The 18056-nt window shown below is 71.8% G+C and carries 12 protein-coding genes; 8 read left to right on the top strand and 4 right to left on the bottom strand.

Annotated features, from left to right (window positions below):
• Window positions 1-37 precede the first annotated feature (37 nt).
• The gene (locus ACZ7FF_RS17300) at window positions 38-883 is read left to right on the top strand and encodes a class I SAM-dependent methyltransferase (RefSeq protein ID WP_470813037.1); all 846 of its coding nucleotides are present in this window, start codon (window positions 38-40) and stop codon (window positions 881-883) included.
• A gap of 59 nt (window positions 884-942) precedes the next feature.
• The gene (locus ACZ7FF_RS17295; RefSeq protein ID WP_470813036.1) at window positions 943-2709 is read left to right on the top strand and encodes a choline/carnitine O-acyltransferase; all 1767 of its coding nucleotides are present in this window, start codon (window positions 943-945) and stop codon (window positions 2707-2709) included.
• 261 nt (window positions 2710-2970) lie between these two features.
• On the opposite strand, the gene ACZ7FF_RS17290 is transcribed toward ACZ7FF_RS17295, so the two are convergent.
• Window positions 2971-3393, bottom strand: a complete 423-nt coding sequence (locus ACZ7FF_RS17290) for a secondary thiamine-phosphate synthase enzyme YjbQ (protein ID WP_470813035.1) — start codon at window positions 3391-3393, stop codon at window positions 2971-2973.
• Between the two features lie 195 nt (window positions 3394-3588).
• Between ACZ7FF_RS17290 and ACZ7FF_RS17285 the strand changes: the two genes are divergently transcribed.
• Window positions 3589-4668 carry an NAD(P)-binding domain-containing protein gene (locus ACZ7FF_RS17285; protein ID WP_470813034.1) on the top strand — a complete coding sequence of 360 codons (1080 nt, stop codon included), beginning with the start codon at window positions 3589-3591 and terminating at the stop codon, window positions 4666-4668.
• A gap of 12 nt (window positions 4669-4680) precedes the next feature.
• Here ACZ7FF_RS17285 and mltG read toward each other — a convergent pair whose 3' ends face one another.
• On the bottom strand, window positions 4681-5574 hold the full coding sequence (mltG, locus tag ACZ7FF_RS17280) for an endolytic transglycosylase MltG (protein WP_470813033.1): 894 nt from the start codon (window positions 5572-5574) through the stop codon (window positions 4681-4683).
• Between the two features lie 43 nt (window positions 5575-5617).
• Window positions 5618-7420, bottom strand: coding sequence for an ABC transporter ATP-binding protein (locus ACZ7FF_RS17275; protein ID WP_470813032.1), 1803 nt, complete (start codon window positions 7418-7420; stop codon window positions 5618-5620).
• 113 nt (window positions 7421-7533) lie between these two features.
• Here ACZ7FF_RS17275 and ACZ7FF_RS17270 point away from each other — a divergent pair, with 113 nt between their 5' ends.
• On the top strand, window positions 7534-7983 hold the full coding sequence (locus ACZ7FF_RS17270; protein WP_470813031.1) for a MarR family winged helix-turn-helix transcriptional regulator: 450 nt from the start codon (window positions 7534-7536) through the stop codon (window positions 7981-7983).
• A 199-nt stretch (window positions 7984-8182) separates the two neighbouring features.
• On the opposite strand, the gene ACZ7FF_RS17265 is transcribed toward ACZ7FF_RS17270, so the two are convergent.
• Window positions 8183-9793 (bottom strand): peptide-N4-asparagine amidase, encoded by a 1611-nt coding sequence (locus tag ACZ7FF_RS17265; protein WP_470813030.1) that lies wholly within the window; start codon window positions 9791-9793, stop codon window positions 8183-8185.
• Window positions 9794-9945: 152 nt separating this feature from the next.
• On the opposite strand from ACZ7FF_RS17265, the gene ACZ7FF_RS17260 reads away from it, so the two are divergent.
• The 4 genes from ACZ7FF_RS17260 to ACZ7FF_RS17245 all read left to right on the top strand — a co-directional run bounded on the left by ACZ7FF_RS17260 (window position 9946) and on the right by ACZ7FF_RS17245 (window position 17833).
• Entirely contained in the window at window positions 9946-11520 is a 1575-nt protein-coding gene (locus ACZ7FF_RS17260) for a M1 family metallopeptidase (RefSeq protein ID WP_470813029.1), read from the top strand.
• Window positions 11521-11732: 212 nt separating this feature from the next.
• Complete coding sequence (locus tag ACZ7FF_RS17255; protein WP_470813028.1) at window positions 11733-13748, top strand: N-acetylmuramoyl-L-alanine amidase; 2016 nt, start codon at window positions 11733-11735, stop codon at window positions 13746-13748.
• A 501-nt stretch (window positions 13749-14249) separates the two neighbouring features.
• The gene (locus ACZ7FF_RS17250) at window positions 14250-16055 is read left to right on the top strand and encodes an ABC transporter ATP-binding protein (RefSeq protein WP_470813027.1); all 1806 of its coding nucleotides are present in this window, start codon (window positions 14250-14252) and stop codon (window positions 16053-16055) included.
• The gene (locus ACZ7FF_RS17245) at window positions 16052-17833 is read left to right on the top strand and encodes an ABC transporter ATP-binding protein (protein WP_470813026.1); all 1782 of its coding nucleotides are present in this window, start codon (window positions 16052-16054) and stop codon (window positions 17831-17833) included. The genes ACZ7FF_RS17250 and ACZ7FF_RS17245 overlap by 4 nt, the downstream gene beginning before the upstream one ends.
• The last annotated feature ends 223 nt before the right edge of the window (window positions 17834-18056 follow it).

Here is an 18056-nt window from a genome sequence, read left to right as displayed (position 1 = left end):
GTTTCCCCCTGCGCGATCCCACGGAGGAGTAAGCCCTGTGCGTTTCGACGTGACCGGAAAAGTCTCACTCGACCACATCTACGACCAGCCCGATCCGCGAACCTATTTCAGGGTGCTGCGCCCGCTCGACTACTGCGTTCCGCAGCAGGCCAAGCCCTACTTCTCCAAGATCATCAAGGAGTACCGGGAGTCCCGGCACGTCGCGGTGCCGAAGGTGCTGGACATCGGCTGCTCGTACGGAACCAATGCCGCCCTGCTGAAGTACGACGCGACCATGGACGAGCTGTACGCGCGCTACGGCGACGAGGAGCGTGCGGGTGAGAGCCGCGAGGCCTTGCTGGCCCGCGACCGGGAGCTGGCCCGGTCGCGCCAACCCCCGCATGCGATCCGCTTCGTCGGCCTCGACACCTCCGGCAGCGCGCTGTCCTACGGTCTTGAGGCCGGGTTCCTCGACGACGCGGTGCAAGCCGACCTGGAAGAGCACGAGCCCACACCGCGACAGCGCGCCCAGCTCTCGGGTACGGACCTGGTGATCTCGACAGGCTGCGTCGGCTACGTCACCGAGCGGACGCTCACGCGAGTAGTCCGAACACAGGGCATCCGCCGGCCCTGGATGGCGCACTTCGTGCTGCGGATGTTCCCGTTCGACCCCGTCGAGCGCGCCTTGGCGAGTCTGGGCTACCGGACCGTCCGCGTCGACGGGGTGTTCAGACAGCGGCGGTTCGCCTCCCCGCAGGAGCAGGCGCTCGTGCTCGACAGCATGTCGGCCGCAGGGGTGGATCCACGGGGTCTGGAGGCGGAAGGCTGGCTGTACGCACAGCTCTACCTTTCCCGGCCGTACGACATCACAGGTACCGACGATCCGAATCGAGTGCAGAGTTGAAGATCAGTCAGGATGCGTCAGGCAACGCGACCTTCGCCCAGGAGGACAGCCTCCCGCGCGTGCCGCTGCCTACGCTGGATGCCAGCTGCGAGAGTTTTCTCGCCTGGTGTACGCCGCTGCTGACCGCCGACGAGCGGACGGCGACCGAGGCGGAGGTTGCCGCCTTCCTCCGCCCCGGTGGCCCCGGCCGGGTGCTGCATGCCGCGCTGGAGGAATACGAGGCCACGGAGGGCGTGCACAGCTGGCTCGACACCTTCTGGCCGTACCGATACCTGGGCCGCCGGGACCGGATCGCACTCAACGCAAACTTCTTCTTCCTGTTCCAGGACTCCGGCCAGGCGCAGGTGGAGCGGGCGGCCGGGCTCGTCGCCGGAGCCCTCAACTACAAGCGGCAGCTCGATCAAGGGCTGATTCCACCGGTGGTGCAGCGCGGAGCACCTCAGTCGATGGTGCAGAACAAGTTTCTGTTCTCCACCACGCGTATCCCCGGCGTGCAGCAGGACACCGTCCGCGCCCCCTACACCGAGGAGTGGCCGGGCCCGTCCGAGGCCCGGCACGTCGTGGTGTTCTTCCGGGGCGGCATGTTCCGGCTGGACGTGCTGGGTCCGGACGGTGTCCCGCACAGCCTGGATGACATCGAAGCGGGACTGGGCGCCGTGATGAAGGCCGGCGCCGACCCGGCCGGCGCGGACACCTCGGTGGGCCACCTGACCACCATGGCCCGCGCGGAGTGGGCGGCCGCCCGGGAGTCCCTTGTCGCCTGCCACCCCCGCAACGCCGACGCACTTGACGATGTCGAGACCGCGCTGTTCTGCGTCGCTCTGGAGGACTTCGCCCCCGCGGACGTCCAGGAGGCCTGTGACCAGCTGCTGTACGGCGACCACGGCAACCGCTGGTTCGACAAGGCCGTGTCCTTCGTCGTCTTCGCCGACGGACGGGCGGGCATCAACGTGGAGCACTGCGAGTTGGACGGGACCACGATCCTCACCTTCACCGACGCCCTGCTCAACACTCCGGCCGAGGAGCAGTCCCGGCAGTCCGGAGCCCGCTCCCAGGGGATGCCGGCGCTGGAGCGGATCGTGTTCGAACTGGACGACGCGCTGCGAGACCAGGCGCGCTCCGCCGCCGACGCGTTCGCGGCGTACGGGGAGAACACCGCCACCAGCACGTTGTCGTTCGCGGACTTCGGCAGCAGCGCGGCCAAGGTGTTGGGGGTCTCACCGGACGCGTTCGTCCAAGCCGCCTATCAGCTCGCCCACCAGCGCGCCAAGGGGCACCTGGGTGCCACGTACGAGTCGATCGCGACCCGGCAGTACCGGCACGGGCGGACCGAGGCGATGCGCGTCGTCACCACCGAGATGGTGGCTTTCGTGGCGGCGATGGAGGACCCGGCAGCGGACGCGGACGCCCGGCGCGCCGCGTTCCGGGCAGCCACCGAGGCCCATGTGGCGCGCGCGAAGGCGTGCCAGGCCGGGCAGGTGCCGGAGCAGCACCTGTGGGAGCTGGAGCTGATCCAGCGCCGGCGCGGGGCCGAGCTCGGGGTGACCGAGCAGCCCGCGCTGTACCGGACGCCGGGCTGGTTGACCATGCGGGACGACTACCTGAGCACGAGCTCCGCGCCGTCCGTCAATATCCAGTACTTCGGCTTCGGGTCGACCAGCAGCCAGTGCATCGGTGTCGCGTACGTGCTGCTTCCCGAGCGGTTCAACCTCTACCTGAGCACGCCGAGGGCGGTCGCTGAGCAGATGCGGACGTTCGCCGACCGGCTCCGGGAGGCGATGGACGAACTCCGGGAGCTGCTGGCGTCCGAGCGGCCCGAGGACTGAACGGAGCCCGCCGCCGGACCGGAACTCCCGGTCGGGACCACGGTACGGCGGCACGGACGGCTTCAGTGGCTGAGCAGGTCCTGAGCCGAGTGCGCCCAGGTCAGCGTCGCCGCCGTCGGCCGCCGCGCGGCCGTTTCCCGCACCTTGCTCTACGGCAATCGCGACGTCGGAGCCGCAGTCACCACTGCCACGACCGAGGCCGGAGAACGCCGCCCCCGGTTGCGTACTGAGATTTGGCGGCCACACCCAGGACGATCTTGCTCAGCCCAGGAAGCTCAGCCGCACCTGACGCTCGGGATTGTCCCTGTTGGTGTCCACCAGGCAGACCGACTGCCAGGTGCCCAGTTCGAGGCGGCCGCCGATCACCGGCAGGGTGGCGTGGGGCGGGACGATCGCCGGCAGGACGTGGTCGCGGCCGTGGCCGGCGCTGCCGTGCCGGTGCTGCCAGCGGTCGTCGGCGGGGAGCAGCGCGTGCAGGGCGGTGAGCAGGTCGTCGTCGCTGCCGGCGCCGGTCTCGATGATGGCGATTCCGGCGGTGGCGTGCGGGACGAAGATGTTCAGCAGACCGTCGCGGCCGGCCGCCGCCTCACGCAGGAACTCCTCACAGTCCCCGGTGAGGTCCACGACGCGCTCCCGGGAGCCGGTGGAGACGTGCAGCATGCGGGTGGTGAAGGCATCTGACATGCCCCCATCCTGACCCATGGGCCGGGTCCCCCACCCCACGGCGCGGTCGTTTCGGCACCGACGACCGTGGAGAGGGGGGTGCGCCCCCGCCCGGGCCCGCGGCGGATCGGCAGCGCGCCGGCTCCGCGGCTCCTCGATTCGGCGGCTCCGCGGCTCCGCGGGAAGATCTGCGGCCGGACGTCTGTTGGTCGAGGCGTGAACGCGACACGCGAGGTCGAGGCAGTCGTCATCGGCGCCGGTCAGGCAGGACTGTCCAGCGCCTATCACCTGCGGCGCAGCGGCTTCGAGCCGGACCGCGACTTCGTGGTCCTCGACCACTCCCCCGGGCCGGGCGGCGCATGGCAGTTCCGGTGGGCCTCGCTGACGTACGGCAAGGTGCACGGGATGCACGCGCTGCCCGGGATGGAGCTGACGGACGCCGATCCGGCGCGGCCGTCGGCCGAGGTCATCCGGGGGTACTTCGCCCGGTACGAGCGCACATTCGACCTGCGTGTGCGGCGGCCCATCGACGTGCGGGCCGTCCGCGAGGGCGACGGCGGGCGCCTGCTCGTGGAGACCTCGGACGGCAACTGGTCGACGCGCGCGCTGATCAACGCGACCGGCACCTGGGACCGGCCGTTCTGGCCGCGCTACCCCGGCCAGGAGACCTTCCGCGGGCGGCAGTTGCACACCGCCCAGTACGCCGGGCCCGAGGAGTTCGCGGGCCTTCGGGTCGTGGTCGTCGGGGGCGGCGCTTCCGGCACCCAGCACCTGCTGGAACTCGCCCCGTACGCGACCGCGACCACCTGGGTGACCCGGCGGCCGCCCGTCTTCCGCGAGGGGCCGTTCGACGAGGGCGTGGGGCGGGCCGCGGTGGCGCTGGTGGAGGAGCGCGTACGCCAGGGGCTGCCGCCGCGCAGCGTCGTCTCTGTCACCGGCCTGCCCCTCAACGACGCGATCCGCAAGGGTCTCGAGGACGGGGTGCTGTACCGGCGGCCGATGTTCGACCGGATCACCCCGGAGGGGGTGGAGTGGCGGGACGGCGGGCGCGTGAACGCCGATGTGATCCTCTGGGCGACCGGGTTCCGGGCGGCGCTGGACCATCTCGCGCCACTGCGGCTGCGCGAGCCGGGCGGCGGGATACGGGTCGAGGGAACGCGCGCGGCGGCCGACCCACGGATCCACCTCGTCGGCTACGGCCCCTCGGCCAGCACCGTCGGCGCCAACCGGGCGGGACGCGCGGCCGTACGGGACATCAGGCGGCTGCTGGCCGAGGACCGGCCGCTCGCCGCGTGACGTCCCGTCGGCTCAGCGGACCGTGGACCGCGGAGAGGCCGGGGACTGCCCCGGGCTCTGACTCGGCGACTGCCCCGTGACCTGGTGGAGGGCGTTGAAGTCCGCCACGTTGCGCATGTGCGTGGCGTAGTCGGCGGTGAAGCGGGTGTCGCCGGGCTTGACCGTCACGAAGTACAGCCAGTCGCCCGGCGTCGGGTTGATGGCCGCGCGCATCGCGTCGTCGCCGGGGTTGTCGATGGGCGTCGGTGGCAGACCCATGCGCTGGTAGGAGTTGTAGGGGCTCTCGATACGGATGTCGTCCTGGCTGGTGCGCAGGGTGGACCGGTTGAGCGCGTAGTTGAGAGTGGAGTCCATCTGCAGCGGCATCCCGCGCTCCAGCCGGTTGAGGATGACCCGGGCGACCTTGCCCATGTCGTCCTTCGTCGTGGCCTCGGCCTGGATGATGCTGGCGATGGTGACGGCCTGGTAGACGTTCATCGCGTTGCGCTGCGCCCCGGCCGCGACCGGCGTCCCGTCGAACTTCTGGTTGGCGGTGTCCACCATGTAGCGCAGCACGGACTCCGGGGTCGCGCCCGGCTGCAGCGGGTACGTCGCCGGGAAGAGGTAGCCCTCGGGGTTGCCGCCCGCGTCGTTGGGCAGCTTCAGGCCGGCCTTGCCGAGGGACTTGCGGGTGGTGCCTGAGGGGACTTCGAGGGCCTTGTCGATCGCGTCGTAGACCTGGCTCGCGCGCCAGCCCTCGGGGACGACCAGGGTGACGGGTGGTTGCGCCTCCTGGTGGCGGTCGTGCGGCTTCAGCAGCGGCACCGCCACGGCGGTGGCGGCCACGACGGCGCCGGCCACGACGAGGGCGAGTCTGCCCCGGCGCGTCAGTCGGAACGTGCTCCGTGGCGGAGTGTACTTCTGCATGCGGGCACGGTAATACGCATATCGTCACAAACCCGGCATATATTCAGTTTGTCGGTTCCAGTTGCGCGTCCCGGCGCACCAGCGCCGCGTACCGACCGTCCCGCTCGAGCAGTTCCTCATGGGTACCGCGCTCGGCTACGTGCCCGGAGTCCAGTACGACGATCTGGTCGGCGCCACGGATGGTGGACAGGCGGTGGGCGATGGTGATCGTCGTCCGGTCGGCCGACAGGGCGTCGATGGCGTCCTGGACGGCGGCCTCGGTGCGGTTGTCGAGCGCACTGGTGGCCTCGTCGAGGATGAGGACCGGCGGGTCGCGCAGGATGGTGCGGGCTATGGCGAGGCGCTGCTTCTCGCCGCCGGAGAAGCGGTGGCCGCGTTCGCCGACGACCGTGTCGTAGCCGTCGGGCAGCGCGGATATGTGGTCGTGGATCTGCGCGGCCCGGGCCGCCGCGTGCAGTTCCGCGTCGGTGGCGTCGGGTCTGGCGAAGCGCAGGTTGTCGGCGACGGAGGCGTGGAAGAGGTACGTCTCCTGCGAGACGACGCCGACCGCACGCGCGAGGGTGTCGAAGTCGAGGTCGCGCACGTCGACGCCGTCGATGGTGACGCGGCCGCCGGTGACGTCGTAGAGCCGGGGCACCAGGTAGCCGAGCGTGGACTTGCCGGCGCCGGTGGGGCCGACGACCGCCAGGCTGCCGCCGGCGGGAACCGTGACGTCGATGCCGTCGAGGACGGGGCCGCCCTTGCCGTCGTAGCGGAACTCGACCTCTTCGAAGCGGACCTCGCCCTTGACCTGGTCGAGGTGCACCGGCCGTTCGCGCTCGGTGATGTCGATCGGCAGGTCCAGGTACTCGAAGATGCGCTGGAAGAGGGCGAGGGAGGTCTGGATCTGGACGCCGGTCGCGAGCAGGCTCACGGCCGGGCGGAACAGGCCCTGCTGCAGCGAGACGAAGGCGACGATGGTGCCGAGCGAGACCTGGGGGCCGCCGAGGCGCAGGGCCATGCCCGCCGTCCAGTAGATGACCGCGGGCATCGCGGCCATGACGATCGTGATCACGGCCATGCGCCAGCGGCCGGCCATGTTCGACTTCACCTCGAGATCGACCAGGCGCTCGGACTCCTCCGCGAAGGAGGCGGTGAGCGAGTCGGAGCGGCCCATCGTGCGGCCCAGCAGGATGCCGCTGACCGAGAGCGACTCGGTGACGGTGGCGGCCATCGCGGCCATCTGCTTCTGCCGCTGGGTGGTGATCTTCTTGCGTTCGTTGCCCACCCGGCGGCTGATCCACACGAAGGCCGGCAGCAGGAGGAGCGAGACGATCGTGAGCCGCCAGTCCAGGGCGATCATCGCGACGATCGTGGCGATCACACTGGTGGCGTTGGAGACCAGAGAGGTGGCGGTGGAGGTGACGGTGGCCTGCATGCCGCCGATGTCGTTGGCGATGCGGGACTGCACCTCGCCGGTGCGGGTGCGGGTGAAGAAGGCGAGCGACATGCGCTGCAGGCGGCCGTAGACGGCCGTGCGCAGGTCGTGCATGACGCGCTGGCCGACGGTGGTCGAGATCAGCGTCTGCAGCACGCCGAAGACGCTGGAGAGGACCGCGCTGAGGATCATGCCGAGCGCGAGCAGGCTCAGCAGGCCGGTACGGCCGCGGGGGATCGCGACGTCGAGGGTCTCCCTCAGCAGGAACGGCGTGGCCACCGAGACCAGCGAGGAGGCGCCGACCAGCAGGCCGACGATCGCGAGCCGTCCGCGGTAAGGACGGAAGAGCTTCAGGATGCGGCGTACCTGCCGCGGCTGGTCCTTGGCGTCGGGCGGCGGGGACCAGGAGGGTTCACGGTCGGGATGCATGGGCTCCTACGGAGGTGAGCGGGCGCCGGCCGGGGTCGGCCGACGATGACGGACGGATCGTAGGTCATTGTTACCTATACTCACAATGAACTGCATCCTGATATTGTTCCCGCATGACCACCCCCGATCCCGAGGGCCTGCTCGCCGAGCAGTTGCTACGGCTGACCCGCCGGGTGCACCGCATCCAGAAACGCCATCTGGAACAGCGCGACCTGGGCGTCACCCCCGCCCAGTCCCGACTGCTGCGCACCCTCGCGCACTACGGCTCGCCGCCGCGCATGGCCGACCTCGCCGAGCGCCTGGAAGTGGTGCCCCGGGCGGTGACGACGCTGGTCGACGGGCTGGAGGCGAGCGGCAAGGTGCGCCGGGCCGCGGATCCGGCGAACCGTCGCGTGACCCGGATCGAGCTGACGGACGAGGGGCGCGCGACCCTGCGCGAACTGCGCGGCGCGCGCCACTCGGCGGCCGAGGAGATACTCGCGCCGCTGACGGAGAAGGAACGGCAGGTCCTCGGCGTGCTGCTGGACACCCTGGTGGACGGGGAGACGGCCAAGCGCTGCTGACGGCCGTACGGCCCCGCGCCGCCGCCGTAGCGCCTCCCACCGCAGGGCGGGAGGAGGCCGTACGGACCGGCCCGGGCGCCGGGCGGCTTCGGGGGAGGACTCCGTCACCGGTTGGCCGCCCGCGCCATTCCGCGGGCGGCGGCGCCGGAATCGGTCGCCAGTTCCCCCTTCACCTCACCCCATGAGCGGCGTGCCGGGCTCAGCAGCGGTAGCGGTCCTCCGTCAGCACCCCCTGGGCGGTGGCCAGTGAGTGGTCGTAGCAGCCGTCAGAGCCGTGGAGCCGGTAGCGCTCGGACGAGGTGCCGACCGCGTGCCGCTGTTCGCGCGGGACATTGAGCGTGTACGAGGCGTCGCCGCTGTAGGTGTCGTCGAGCCGGGACCACGCGGTGCGCCTGCCGCCCCGCAGATCGACCACCGAGGCACGGTCGCCGAGCGTCAGCACGGTGCGCAGCCGGTCGTCCGAGCCGATCGTGGTGGCCCCGTTCATGGTGTAGGTGCGCAGCGTGCGCGTCGATCGCGCGGGACCGTGCCCGCCGACGGTGACGGTCGCGTCGTCGGTCCAGGTCGCGTCCAGTCCGTCGGTGTTCTCGCCGTCGGTCCAGCGGTGGACCGAGGTGTTGGCGAGCGTGCGGGTGACGGTGGTGGTCACGCGGCCGTGCGAGGTGTCGAGGTATCCGGCGACGGTGAGCCGGTGCCCCGCATCGGTGTCCACACGGTTCTCCGAACCGGGTGTGTAGGTGGAGGAGTTGGCGATGTCGGTCGCCTTGTCCTCGGTGAGCGCGCCGGTGAGCTGAGCACGGTGCGTGTCCTGCCAGACCAGCACGTTCACCGGTGTGCTCCAGCCGGTCTGCCCCGCCGGCACGCCGACGACGGAGACCTCGACGCGGTGCGCGCGGCCGTCGTCGAGCAGGCCCGCGAAGGGGGTGAGGTCGTACTCGACGGGCCGGACGTCGAAGGCGTGCGGTGACGGGATCACGTACCAGAGGAACGGGTCCGACCAGCCGCCGGTCCACACGTTGGGGTACGGCGCGGCGATGCCCGCGAGCCGGCCGTCGACCTTGATCTGCACCTCGCGGTAGGGACCGTGGTCGGCCTTGCAGGAGTAGGACGCCGGGTCCGCGACCGTCAGGTACCAGAACTCCTCGCAGCCGCCGCCCGACCCGGTCGCGTAGACCTCGGCGACGATCCGTTCGCTGTTGCGCGGAGTGGTGAGCGTCGTGCCGTCGGGGCTGTCGGCGAGGGTGAGGACGCGGTCGGGGGTCCGCTCGGCCGGGCGGCCCGCGTAGAAGGTGAGGGTGACGTGCACGTCGATGACGCCGGTGTAGGTGCCGTCGACCACGTTGCCGATGAGCATCTCGACTTCCTGAGGGTTGCGGAAGGTGTCGGTGTAGCGGGTGACGTCCTTCTCGACGTGCCATTCGATGCCGTCGGGCGAGGGCTCCGGGGTGGAGGTGCGCAGGATCTCGACGCCGCCGAGGTGCAGGTAGCCGAGCCGGTCGTACTGACGGCCCTTCACCTTGCCGTCGAGGCGCAGGACGACCTTGCTCCAGCGGTCGCCGCAGCCCTCGGGCGGGGTGTACCTGCCCCGGTAGGGGGTGAAGTCGCGGAACTGGGTCTCGGCGAGGGTGACCTGGCAGGACCTGGTGTGCGGCCGGGCGACGGGCGGGGCCGCCGTCACCGGGTCGTGCCAGTCGGTGCCGAACTCGACGGGGACGCCGTCGGCCCGGGCGGTCGAGGCCCCGGCACCCAGGAGGCTGCCCGCCAAGAGGATCACTCCGGCAAGCATGGACATGACCATCCGAAATCTCATGCCGGTGTTCTACGGGGAGTCGACCGCCGTCCGCAATGGAGCGGGACCGGCCGATGGTCGTCCCACGGACACGCCGGGACGAGTCCCCGTCACATGGCTGCATCACATGGACATTTAGTGTGATAAACGGATCATGCTGGCATAGTGCGGTCATGAAGATCATGCCCGCAGGCAGCCCGGCGGGGCACCCGCGCCGCGAGCCGGCGAAGGGGCGCCCCCGCCGTGCGGCCCTCGCTCTCGCCGGTGCCGTCGCCCTCACCGGAGCCGCCGTCCTCACCGACGTGCTCCCGCGCGGGGGCCACGGCTCGCCCGCTCCCGGTCCGGCCGCCCCACCCGGCCGTGCCGCCGCGCCGGGCCCGGCCCCGTTCCCCGGCGCTCCCGGCATCGGCGACCCGCTGATGCCGCTCTCGGGCAACGGCGGCTACACGGTCCGCCGTTACACCCTCGACTTCGACTGGCGCGCCCCGCGGACGCCGTTCGAGGCGGGTGCCACCATCAGCGCCACCGCCACGCAGCCCCTGTCCCGCTTCGACCTCGACTTCGCGGGCAACAGCCTGCACGGGGTCACGGTCGACGGCGCGCCGGCCACCGCCGTACGCGACGGCGACGAGCTCGTCGTCACTCCCGCGCACCCGGTCCCGCACGGCAGCACGTTCACCGTCCACGTCGCCTACACCGCCGACCCCACCCAGCAACGGCACCGCGACGACGCGATCAGGGACTACGGCTGGGTGCCGACGCCCGACGGCACCGTGGTCTGCGCGCAGCCCGACGGCGCCAAAATGATCTTCCCTGCGGACGACCACCCGAGCCTGCGGGCGCCGGTCACCTTCCACATCACCACCCCCGCGGGCGTCAGCGCGGTGGCCAACGGCCGCCTCGTCGGCAGTGTCCGCCGGCCCGACGGGCGCGTCCGGTGGACGTACGACTCCGAGGAGCCGATCGCGGCGCAGCTGGTGCAGCTGGCGATCGGTAGGTTCGACTTCGTCGACAGCAGCGGTCCTCGCGGGCTGCCCGTCCGTGACGTGGTCCCGGACGGACTGGTCGCGGACACCCGGGCGTACCGCTCACTCACCCCGGAACATCTGGCCTGGCTGGAACAGCGACTCGGCCCGTACCCGTTCCGCCGCTACGGCGTGCTGGTCGGGGACACCGAGCTGCCGGTGGCGCTGGAGACCCAGTCGCTGTCCGTCCTGCCCAAGGACGACCTGATGGGCGACCAGGTCGACGCCGAGCGCAATCTCGTGCACGAGCTGACCCACCATTGGACGGGTGACAGTGTCGCCATCCGGCGCTGGTCCGACTTGTGGCTGAGTGAGGGTCACGCCCGCTTCTACGAGCGGCTGTACTCCGACACGCACGGTGGCGTCAGCCTCGAGGACGCGATGCGCGCGGCCTACGAGCAGCACGACCAGTGGCGGCACGACGACGGTGCACCCACCGAGCCGACCGCGTCCACGCTGTTCAAGGTGATGCGGTACGACGGCTCGGCACTGGTGCTGTTCGCCCTGCGGGAGAAGGTCGGCGAGCCGACGTTCGAGAGGATCGAGCGCTCCTGGGTGACGAAGTACCGGGGCCGCGCCGCCGGCACCCAGGACTTCATCGCGCTCGCGTCCCAGGTGGCGGGCGAGGATCTGAGGCCTTTTCTGACCGCGTGGCTCTACGGGCCGCACACCCCGCCGATGCCGGGCCACCCCGACTGGCAGGTCGATCCGGTCGAGGACTGAGCGCGCGTCGCCGGGCCGTTCCCGGCGCCCGCGCTGACGGTCCGTCGGAGCACGGCCACTGCCGCCGACCGGGTGGCCTGTGCCGGGTCGCTGGTCCACCCCGGTGACCCTTGGCGCGACGGGACACGCCGGGCACGGAAACGTACGAGGGGTGGTTGTCAGGGGCAACTCCTTTGTCCTGGCTGCGATGAGCATGTTTGGAGACCCGTGCCATGAAAAGACCCACCGCCCCACGTGTCCCCAACGGCGTACGCGTGTGCCGCCGGACGGCGTGCGTGATCGGATCCGCGGCGCTGCTGGCGCCGCTGCTGCTCACCACGATGTCCGACGACGACGCGCCGGAGCAGAACCTGCAGAACGCCTTCGCGGACGCCGCGCGTGAGTACCACGTGCCGCGCAGCGTGCTCATGGGCGTGTCCTACGTGCAGTCGCGCTGGGACTCCCACCCGGGCTCCCCCAGCGTCGCGGGCGGCTACGGGCCGATGCACCTGCTGGACACGAGCCGGATCCAGGCCCTGCCGCCCCTCGCGGGGCCGGAGGAGCAGCGCGGCAGCAAGGACCGGCAGCGCGGCAAGGCGGCGGGCGCGCCCGGCGCGGCCGAGGCCGGCGCGCCCGCCGCCCGCGCCGTGCGGCCGGCGGACCTGCAGCGGGCCGCCCGCCTGACCGACGCCCCGGCAGCCGTCCTGCAGACGGACGCCGCCGCCAACGTTCGCGGCGGCGCGGCGCTCCTGGCGGCGACCCAACGGCAGCTGGGCAAGCCCCTCAGCGACAACCCCGCCGACTGGTGGGAGGCGGTGAAACGTTTCCCCGGCACCACCGACGTCGACTCGGCGGCGACGTACGCGAACGACGTCTTCTCGGTGATCCAGAAGGGCGTGCACCGCACCACCGCCGAGGGGCAGGAGGTCTCCCTCCCGGCCACCCCCGGCGTGCGCCCCCGCACCACCCGCCCGCAGACGACACGACGGTCGAAGAACGCCGAGTGCCCCGCCGAGCTGGCCTGCGACTGGCTGGCCGCGCCGTACGTACAGATCGACGACGAGGGCGACTACGGCAACCACGACCTCGCCGACCGGCCCAGGGACCAGAAGATCGAGTACATCGTCATCCACGACACCGAGGCGTCGCTGAAGAGCATGTTCCAGACGGTGCAGGATCCGACGGAGGCGTCGTGGCACTACTCGATCCGCTCCAGTGACGGCCATGTCACCCAGCACATCAAGACCAAGGACGAGGCCTGGCACTCGGGCAACCAGTTCGTGAACGCACGTTCGATCGGCGTCGAGCACGAGGGATTCCTCAGGCAGCCCGGCACCTGGTACACGGAGGAGATGTACCGGACGTCGGCACGTCTGGTGCGCTACCTGGCCAAGAAGTACGACGTCCCGCTCGACCGGCAGCACATCTTCGGTCACGACAACGTGCCCTCGCCGACCGCCGACTCGATCCCCGACATGCACGACGACCCCGGTCCCTTCTGGGACTGGCGGCACTACTTCGACCTGCTCGGTGCGCCGCTGAAGGCCACGGCCGGGCCGGACAGCGACATGGTGACCATCCTCCCGGACTACGCGACCCACACACCCCGGTTCACGGGCTGCTCCGCCGACGGTGTGCCCTGCCCCAAGCACGGCTCCAGCGCCGTCCGCGTCTACACCCGGCCGGACCAGAAGGCGCCGCTCATCCAGGACCCGGGCCGCAAGCCGGACGGCGAGCCGTCCACCGAGGACGTCAACGACCTCGGCTCGCGCGTCTCGGCCGGGCAGACCTTCGCCGTCGCCGGACGCAGCGGCGACTGGACGGCGATCTGGTTCCAGGGCCACAAGGCATGGTTCAAGAACCCGAAGCAGCACCCGACCGCCGTCGGTGCGTCGGGCAAGATGGTGACGCCGAAGCAAGGCCTGGACGACATCCCGGTGTTCGGACGTGCCCTTCCGGAGGAGGAGGCCTACCCGGAGGGCATGGAGGAGGAGACCGAGGCGCCGCTCCCCTACCACCTGCGGGCGGGGCAGCGGTACGTGACCGAGGCCAGCCTCGACAGTTCCTACGTCGCCAGGTCCACCTTCGCCGACGCGCCCGCCCCGGTGGTCAAGGGTCAGGAGACGTACTACGAGATCCAGTTCGGCCACCGCCTCGCCTACGTCCGGGCGAGCGACGTGGACGTGATCCAGGCGACCGCCGCGGCAGGGCCGCCGGCGGCGCAGACGGACCGCCCGGCGGGACGCTGAGGCCGCGCCGCCGCTTTCCCTTCCCGCAGTCCGTCGGCCACCGGACGCCGTCGCCCTTGTCCTCGCCCCAGGGGTCGACGGCGCCGTACGGAGGGACGGCCGGCATGCGGGGGCCGCCACGCCACCTGCGAGGAGGCAGGCGGCAGGAGTCCCGACGGCCGCCGCCGCGTGTAGCGGGCTCCGCGCACTGTGGATCTGCACCCGGACATGGTGGCATCGCATACCAGACAATCATGTGATCTTCCCGGCAACCGCCGTGTCGGATGACCGGGATGCCGGACGGCAACAGGGTGCGGCTCATCGAGCACGCCAGGACGAGAGGCCGCGACCGGAAGACCTGCGGCCGGGCGCCCGGCCCATGGCCGGAAGTCGGGGACGGCGCCGGAACGCCGGAAAAACCGTTTGAAATTCACCACTCTGCGACGCGAACCTTTCACGGCTTGTTATCGGTAGCTGCCGCCGGCTGCCGCTCCCCTCTCTGACACGAGCCACTGGGACGTCATGCAGATCCAAGACCTTCCGTATTCCGACCCGGGCGTGCCCGACGCCCGCTCGGGCCCCCGATTCCTGTGGTGGCTCTGGCGCAATCAGCTGGGCGGCCAGCTGAAGTCGCTGGCCTGGGGCCTGCTGCACTTCGTCTCCGTCTCCGCGCTGCCCTTCTTCGTGGGCTACGCCGTTCAGGCGGTCGTCGACCGGTCCGGCACCCGGCTCGCCCTGACGGGCGCTCTGATGCTGCTGTGCGGCACGGGCATCGCCGTCGGCGACACCTTCCTGCACCGCACCGCGGTCACCAACTGGATCACCGCGGCCGCCCGGGTCCAGCAGCTGCTCGCACGCCAGGCGGCCCAGCTGGGCTCGGCGCTGACCCGGCGGGTCGCGGCCGGTGAGGTGGTGGCCGTCTCGACCGGCGACGTCGAGAAGATCGGCTGGTTCGTCGAGGCGGTCTCCCGGTTCACCGCCGCCGCGCTGACGGTCGTCGTGGTCTGCGCCGGCCTCCTCGTCTACCAGCCCTCCCTCGGTGGGGTCGTCGCCGTCGGACTGCCTGCCGTGGCGCTCTCCGTGCTGCCGTTGCTGCCCCGCGCGACGCGCCGCGCCGACGTGCAGCGCGAGAAGGCGGGCCGGGCCACCGAGCTGGCCTCGGACACGGTCGCCGGACTGCGCGTGCTCCGCGGCATCGGCGGCGAGGAACTGTTCCTGGACCGCTACCGCCGGGCCTCCCAGGAGGTACGGCACGCGGCGGTGCGCAGCGCCCGGATGTGGTCGCTCATCTCCGCCGTCCAGGTCCTGCTGCCCGGGCTGTTGCTGATCGCGGTCGTCTGGCACGGCATCCACCTGGCCCGCCAGGGCCGGATCACCGTGGGCGAACTGGTCACCGTCTACAGCGCCGTGATGGTCCTGAACTACCCGTTGCGTCACTTCGAAGAGATCGCGATGGCCTACTCCTTCTCCCGTCCGTCGGCCAAACGGGCCGCGCGGGTGCTGTCTCTGCAACGGTCCACGGCGACCGCGGGCAGCCGCGACGCCGAGGCGCCGTCCGGCGATCTGTGCGACCCGGCCACCGGACTGCTCGCTCCGGCCGGTCGGCTCACCGCCGTGGTGTGCGGCGACCCCGACGCGGCCGGGCGGCTCGCGGAGCGGCTCGGCGGCCATCCGGCGGACCCGGACCGTTCGGTGCTGCTCGGCGGGGTCCCCCTGGACGAACTCCCCCTGGACAGCGCCCGCACCGCCGTCCTCGTCCAGGACAAGGACCCGGTACTGCTGTCGGGCACCCTGCGCGAGCTGCTCGACGTGCCCGCCTCCGGTGCCGTACGTGCGACCGACGCGCTCGCGGCCGCACAGTGCGACGACGTCCTGGACGCGCTCGTCCAGGGTTCCCTGGACGCCGCCGACCCCATGGACGCCCGGATCACCGAGCGCGGCCGGTCCCTCTCCGGCGGCCAGCGGCAGCGGCTCGCGCTCGCCCGGTCCCTGATCACCGACCCCGAGGTGCTGGTGCTGGACGAGCCGACCTCGGCGGTCGACTCGCACACCGAGGCACGGATCGCGGACGGACTGCGCCGGTTGCGCTCGGGACGCACGACGGTGGTGTTCACCTCGTCGCCGCTGCTGCTCGACCACGCGGACCGGGTCGTCCTGGTCCATGAGGGCGAAGCCGTGGCGACCGGCGTGCACCGGGAGCTGGTCGACGCCGACCCCCGGTACCGGGCCGTGGTGACACGGGAGACCGATGACGAACTGACCGCGGCCGACGAGGGTGCCCTGCTGGGCACCCTCCAGGAGCTGGAAGAGATCGAGGAGAGCGCATGATCGGCGTTGCGCCACCGGCGTACGACCCGGCGGCCCCGACGACCGCCACCACCCTGCCCGTCGGCGCAGCCACCACCGTGCGCGCCTACGTCGCCGAGCTGTTCCGCCGGCACCGCCGGGCCTTCCTGCTGCTGATCGCCGTGAACACGGTGGCCGTGATCGCCTCCATGGTGGGCCCCTATCTGCTCGGCGGCCTGGTCCAGCGGGTCTCGGACGGGGGGCGCGAACTGCACCTGGGCCTGATCGGCGGCTTCTTCCTGCTCGCCCTCGCCGTGCAGACCGTGTTCGTCCGGCAGGTGCGGCTGCGCGGTGCCGTCCTCGGCGAGCGGATGCTGGCCGACCTGCGCGAGGACTTCCTCGTCCGGTCGGTCGGCCTGCCTCCGGGCGTGCTGGAACGGGCGGGCACCGGCGATCTGCTCTCCCGCATCACCACCGACATCGACCGCCTGGGCAACGCCATGCGCGAGGCCGTGCCGCAACTGGCGATCGGTTTCGTCTGGGCCCTGCTGCTGCTCGGCGGGCTGGTCGTCACGGCCCCGCCGCTCGCGGCGGCCGTCCTGCTCGCCGTGCCGGTACTGGTGGCCGGCTGCCGCTGGTACTTCAGGCGGGCACCCGCCGGATACCGCTCCGAGTCCGCCGGATACGCCGCCGTCGCCGCCGCGCTCGCCGAGACCGTGGACGCCGGCCACACCGTCGAGGCACATCGCCTGGGCGCCCGCCGGGTCGCCCTGTCGGAGCGCCGGATCAAGGAGTGGACGGCCTGGGAGCGCTACACCCTCTGGCTGCGGTCCGTGCTGTTCCCGGTCATCAACGCCGTCCACGTCATCGTCCTGGGCTCGGTCCTGATGGTCGGCGGGGTGTTCGTGCTGCGGGGCTGGATCGGGGTGGGCCAGCTGACCACCGGGGCGCTCGTCGCCCAGATGCTGGTCGACCCGGTGAACCTGATCCTGCGCTGGTACGACGAGGTGCAGGTGGCCCAGGTGTCGCTCGCCCGCCTCGTCGGTGTGCGGGACATCGAACCGGACGCCGGGGACACCGCGCTGGCCCCGGAAGGACGGGACGTGCACGCCGACCGGGTGCACTTCGGCTACCGCGAGGGCGTCGACGTGCTGCGCAAGGTGTCCCTGCAGGTCGCGCCCGGCACCCGGCTCGCCCTGGTGGGCCCCTCGGGCGCGGGCAAGTCCACGCTGGGCAGGCTGCTCGCCGGGATCTACGCGCCCCGGGACGGCCGGATCACCCTGGGCGGGGCGGAACTGTCGCGGATGCCGGCCGAACGCGTCCGCTCGCACGTCGCCCTCGTCAACCAGGAGCACCACGTCTTCGTCGGCTCGCTGCGGGACAACCTGCTGCTGGCCCGGACCGGCGCCACGGACGCGGAGCTGTGGGCGGCCCTGGGCGCCGTCGACGCGGACGACTGGGCGCGGGCACTGGACGACGGACTGGACACCGAGGTCGGGTCCGGCGGGCTGGCGCTGACCCCGGCGCAGGCCCAGCAGATCGCGCTGGCACGGCTGGTGCTGGCCGACCCGCACACGCTGGTCCTGGACGAGGCGACCTCGCTCCTCGACCCGCGCGCGGCCCGCCACCTGGAACGTTCCCTGGCCCGCGTCCTCGACGGCCGCACGGTCGTCGCCATCGCCCACCGTCTGCACACCGCCCACGACGCCGACGTGATCGCCGTCGTGGAGCAGGGCCGCATCAGCGAGCTGGGCAGCCACGACGACCTGGTGGCGGCCGACGGGGCGTACGCGGCGCTCTGGCGGTCGTGGCACGGCTGAGTGGCCGGAACGGTCACCGCCGACCGGGCCGGCACCGGCGGCGGTGATCACGGCGGGACGGCCCGCGCCGGTGGCGAAGCAGCGGCCACCGTGAGTAGTGGTGCCGTGCCCTGCGCTTGAGGCCCCGGCCAGGGCGGGAAGCCCCATCGGCGTCTCCGCGACCGCCCGGTCGGCCGGAGGCATGGCCGTGGTTCCCGGGAGCGCTGTCCTGAGACGCGGGCCG

The organism is Streptomyces sp. NPDC037126, assembly GCF_055605965.1.
The sequence above is the reverse complement of the archived record's forward strand: the minus strand, read 5'-3'. Positions and strand labels throughout refer to the sequence as shown.